At 63.2% G+C, this 4,907-nt stretch carries 3 protein-coding genes and 2 pseudogenes; 3 read left to right on the top strand and 2 right to left on the bottom strand.

Translation table 11 applies throughout. From position 1 onward, the window contains the following. The first annotated feature begins 205 nt into the window (after positions 1–205). Positions 206–972, top strand: a pseudogene (locus tag IQK56_RS28135) (SDR family NAD(P)-dependent oxidoreductase). A gap of 46 nt (positions 973–1,018) precedes the next feature. Here the strand turns inward: IQK56_RS28135 and IQK56_RS28130 are convergent. Both IQK56_RS28130 and IQK56_RS28125 read right to left on the bottom strand, forming a co-directional pair. Beyond that, the gene (locus IQK56_RS28130) at positions 1,019–1,621 is read right to left on the bottom strand and encodes a glutathione S-transferase family protein (protein WP_150675240.1); all 603 of its coding nucleotides are present in this window, start codon (positions 1,619–1,621) and stop codon (positions 1,019–1,021) included. Positions 1,622–1,710: 89 nt separating this feature from the next. Next, positions 1,711–2,673, bottom strand: a complete 963-nt coding sequence (locus IQK56_RS28125; RefSeq protein ID WP_122305860.1) for an AraC family transcriptional regulator — start codon at positions 2,671–2,673, stop codon at positions 1,711–1,713. A 100-nt stretch (positions 2,674–2,773) separates the two neighbouring features. Between IQK56_RS28125 and IQK56_RS28120 the strand changes: the two genes are divergently transcribed. Together IQK56_RS28120 and yghU are read left to right on the top strand one after the other, a co-directional pair. Beyond that, complete coding sequence (locus tag IQK56_RS28120; RefSeq protein ID WP_150675241.1) at positions 2,774–4,009, top strand: MFS transporter; 1,236 nt, start codon at positions 2,774–2,776, stop codon at positions 4,007–4,009. A gap of 44 nt (positions 4,010–4,053) precedes the next feature. After that, positions 4,054–4,880: pseudogene (gene yghU / locus IQK56_RS28115) on the top strand (glutathione-dependent disulfide-bond oxidoreductase). Positions 4,881–4,907: the final 27 nt, after the last annotated feature.

Raw genomic sequence — 4,907 nt, 5'->3', positions numbered from 1 at the left:
TGGGCGCCGCCGCTGGCAACCAGCAGGGACATGGCGAGGCCCGAGAGCAGGTATCGAGGGTGCTTCATGGTCGAACTTCCTTTTGTTGTTTTGAGTGGAATAGTTCTACTAATAGCGATATTTTGTCGGTGTGACAGCGAATTTATAGCCTTTAACGCCGATTTCGTAAAATAAAATAAGACTAATTGATCGAGGCAACCGTTATATGAGTACTGCACAGGCTGTTTATCCCGACCTTGAAGGCAAAACCGTGCTGGTGTCTGGCGGTGCCTCGGGCATCGGCGAGTTCATGGTGCGGGCCTTTGCCGCGCAGGGTGCCAAGGTCGCTTTGTGGACCGCGCACAAAGCCAGGGCGAACGCCTGGCAGCGTTGCTGAGTTCAACGGGGCATACCGTGGAGTTCGTGTGCTGTGACATCACCGATGAGATTGCCTACAAGGCCGCCATCGAGCGTTTCGAGCATTCATTAGGGCCGATCACCGTGCTGGTGAACAACGCCGCCAATGACGTGCGCCACACCCTGGAAGAAGTGGACTCGGACACCTTCGACAAGCTGATCTCGGTCAACCTCAAGCATGCCTTCTTTGCGGCCAAGGCGGTGGTGCCGATGATGAAAGCGGCCGGTGGCGGAGCGATCATCAACCTGGGCTCGGTTGGCTGGATGATGGCCTCCGCCGGCTACCCGGTATACGCCGCCAGCAAGGCCGCCGCCCACGGCATGACCCGAGGCTTGGCGCGGGAGCTGGGACCTCACCGCATTCGCGTCAACACGCTGGTGCCAGGCTGGGTCATGACCGAGAAGCAATTGGCGATGTGGGTGGACGACGCGGCCAAGGAACTGATCGCCCGCAGCCAGTGCCTGCCCGGCAGCGTGCTGCCGGAACACATCGCCAATATGGCATTGTTCCTCGCCTCGGATGCCTCGGCGATGTGTTCGGCACAAAACTTTATTGTGGATGGCGGGTGGGTTTGAGCCTGACTCAATCCTTCATGCAACCCAGGCCAATGTGGGAGGGGGCTTAGGCGATTGGATAACGCTTGAACGCCGGATGCTGCTCCAGCCGCTCGGCATGCCGTTGCAGGTTCGGGAACGCATCGGCCTTGACCACCGACGCCACGGTGAACTGGCTGAACGACCATGCCACGGCCGCCGTCAACGATGCCTGGGTCAGTGCTTCACCGCTGGCCTGGGCCAGGTGTTTGTCCAGCAACCCGTAGGCGGCGAGCAATTGCCCGCTGACCCTTTCGAGCCAAGGCGCATGCTGTTTCTCGGCCGGACGCAGGTTGTGTTCATAAACGATTTGCACGCTCTTCTCGCAAGCCGCCAACGCCAGCCCCAGCGCATGCAGGTCGCGGGCGAGGGCGGCAGGTTGCCGGGGCAAGAGTTTTTTATCAGCGGGCGCCAGGGTTTCCAGATAGTCGAGGATCAGGCTCGAATCCATCAACACCGTTCCATCGTCCAGCACCAGGGTGGGCGCCTTGACCACCGGGTTGATCTCGGCAAATTCCGCGTAGGTGCGAAACACCGACAAAGGCTCATGCACGAATTCAATCCCATATAAGTCCAGGGAAATGGCTACGCGCCGTACGTAAGGCGAGTCCAGCATGCCGACCAGTTTCATGAAGCCTCCATTGCTATCAGGGTGACGAGCTCAAGAGATTAAGGGCACTCGGCCACCCGGCGCAACGAGGATGTCTTCAAGCCCGGCGCTCATACCGCACTCCTGAAGCCCTGGCGGCTGGCGCCCGGCGGTTGCCCGGTAATGCGTTTGTAGGCGCGACTGAAGGCCGCCTGGGAGGTATAGCCGAGGCGGTACGCCACTTCTTCGATGGGCAGTCGCTCCAGGGTCAGCCACTGGCTGGCGAGGCGCATGCGCAGTTCGGTCACGTAACGCAACGGGGGAACCCCCAGGGTCGCCTGGAAACGATCCGCGAACACCGAGCGTGAGGTATGACAGTGCGCCGCCAGCTCGGCCACGCTCCAGTCGCGCCCCGGCTGCTGGTGCAGGGCGAGCAGGGCACCGGCCAGGCGGGTGTCGCGCAAGGCGGCCGCGAGGCCCGACGCATTGGCGCAGGCGCACTCGACCCAGCCCCGCACGATCATCGCCGCCACCACATCGGCCAGGCGCGCAAGGATGCCGGCATAACCGACGCGGGCACTGGAGACTTCGCGTTCCATCACCGCCAGGATCGGCATCAGGCCGGGGTAACGCTGGCCTGCGGCGTCGATCAGCATCAAATCCGGCATCAAGTTGCCGAGGCCCTGGATGCTGTCGAGTTCGAACTCCATGCAGGCACTGAACAGCAGGGTGCTGGAGGCCGCGTCGGGCGAGGCATTCACCGCGCAGACGGTATCGCCCAGCGGTGCGGCGTCGAAGCTGGCGATGTCCTGCACGGGATCATCCGGTTTGGATAACAGCGCGTGGGCGCCACCGTGGGCGATAAACACCGCGTTGCCGGCCGACAACTCAAAGAGGCTGCCGTCGTGCAGGCGCAGGGTCGCGCAGCCGGCGGCCAGAAAATGGAAGTACGCATGGCCCGGCTTGGCCGCAAAGCTGATGCCGAACACCGGCCCGGCCTGGATGCGCCGGTACTGCACGCCGCGCAGGCGCATGCTGCGCAGCAGTTCGTTGATCAGCTCGGAGGACAGGGTGAACGCGTTGTCGGCTGGCATGCTCGGGGTTTCGGTCAAGAATTCAAGGGTTTGAATCATAGATCATCCTGATGGGGGAACCTAGACTGGCCGTCACGTTAATGCCTGAGGATGTCTTGTGATGAATGATTGTGTGTCCCATGCCCCTGTTGATGGCAGGGTAGAGCCAACCACACCGGCGTGGATGGCGGTGTTTTCCCTGGCGATGGGCGTGTTCGGCCTGCTCACGGCGGAGTACCTGCCGGCCAGCCTGCTGACGCCGATGGCCTTGGACCTGGGCGTGTCGCAAGCGTTGGCCGGGCAAGCGGTCACGGTCACGGCGGTAGTGGCGTTGTTCGCCGGTTTGCTGGTGCCCGGCCTGACGCGCGGCATCGACCGGCGCCTGGTGCTGCTGGGGTTCTCCACGCTGATGATTGCGTCCAACCTGCTGGTGGCGTTCTCGTCCAGCCTCCTGGTGCTGTTGTTGATGCGCATCCTGCTGGGCATTGCCCTCGGCGGTTTCTGGAGCATGGCGGCGGCCGTGGCGATGCGTCTGGTACCGGCGGCGCTGCTGCCCCGTGCGCTGTCGATCATCTTCAGCGGCATTGCGGTGGGTACCGTCGTCGCGGTGCCGTTGGGCAGCTACCTGGGTGGCCTGTACGGCTGGCGCAGTGCATTTGTGGCGGCGGCCGCCGTCGGCGTGGTGACCCTGGCGTTCCAGCTGTTCACGCTGCCGCGCCTGGCACCCAGCGGCACTGCACGCCTGCGCACCGTGCTGGATGTACTGCTGCGCCCCGGCATTGCCATCGGTATGTTCGGCTGCGTGTTGGTGCACACCGGGCACTTCGCGCTGTTTACCTACATTCGCCCGTTTCTGGAAAGCACCACCGGGGTCGACCCCCAAGGGCTGGCGTTGATGCTGCTGGGGTTTGGCACGGCGAATTTTGTCGGCACGCTGTTGGCCGGATGGTTGCTGGTGCGCAACCCACGGGGAACCCTGGTGTTGATGCCGGTCCTGGTGGGCGTCGCTGCATTGGCCCTGGTGATGCTGCCCGCGTCACTGCCGGGCCAGGCATTGCTCCTGGCACTGTGGGGCATGGCCTTCGGCGGTGTGCCGGTGGCGTGGTCCAACTGGGTGGCCCGTGCGGTGCCGGATCAGGCGGAAAGCGCCGGCGGCATGGTGGTCGCTTCGGTGCAATCGGCAATCGCGGCGGGGGCGGCGGGCGGCGGCGCGATGTTCAGTGCCGCCGGCATCGACGGGGTGTTTGTGGGTGCGGGTTGCTTGATGCTGTTGGCGGCATTGTTGATCGCCCTGCGAGTGCAGGTGCCCCGGCACGCTGCGGCGGGGAGTGTGACGCACCACCCGTCTTTGGTTTAGTCTGAAACGCTTCGTTGATCGCAAACGCTTCTGGAGTCGTAAGCATGACCGAATATGTACCCCCGAAAGTCTGGACCTGGGACACCGAAAGCGGCGGCACCTTCGCCAGCATCAACCGGCCCATCGCCGGTGCTACCCACGACAAACAACTGCCCATCGGCAAGCACCCGTTGCAGCTGTATTCCCTGGCCACGCCCAATGGGCAGAAGGTCACGATCCTGCTCGAAGAGCTGCTGGCCCTGGGGCACAGCGGTGCGGAATACGACGCCTGGCTGATCAAGATCGGCGACGGCGACCAGTTTGGCAGCGGCTTTGTCGGGGTCAATCCGAACTCCAAGATCCCGGCCTTGATGGACCACAGCGGCGCCACGCCGATTCGTGTATTCGAGTCCGGCGCGATCCTGCAGTACCTGGCCGAGAAGTTCGGCGCGTTCTTCCCCACCGAACCTGCAGCCCGTGCGGAGTGTTTGTCATGGTTGTTCTGGCAGATGGGCAGCGCGCCGTACCTGGGCGGTGGCTTCGGGCATTTCTATGCGTATGCGCCGAGCAAGATGGAATACCCGATCAACCGCTTCGCCATGGAGGCCAAGCGTCAGTTGGACGTGCTGGATAAACGCCTGGCGGTCAGCGAATACATTGCCGGAGACGAATACACCATTGCCGACATTGCGATCTGGCCGTGGTATGGCGGGTTGGTCAAAGGCCGTTTGTATGGCGCGGCGGAATTTCTGTCGGTACACGAATACAAGCATGTGCAGCGCTGGGCGGACGCGATTGATGCGCGGCCGGCGGTGCAGCGGGGGCGGCGGGTGAACCGGGTGCGGGCGAAGAGCAGTTGCCCGAACGCCATGACGCAAGTGACCTGGACTGATTGAGGTCCAAGTGTGGGAGGGGCTTG

Origin of the sequence: Pseudomonas cyclaminis, assembly GCF_015163715.1 — a bacterium.
GTDB lineage: Bacteria > Pseudomonadota > Gammaproteobacteria > Pseudomonadales > Pseudomonadaceae > Aquipseudomonas > Aquipseudomonas cyclaminis.
This window is presented reverse-complemented; position numbering and strand designations above follow the sequence as displayed.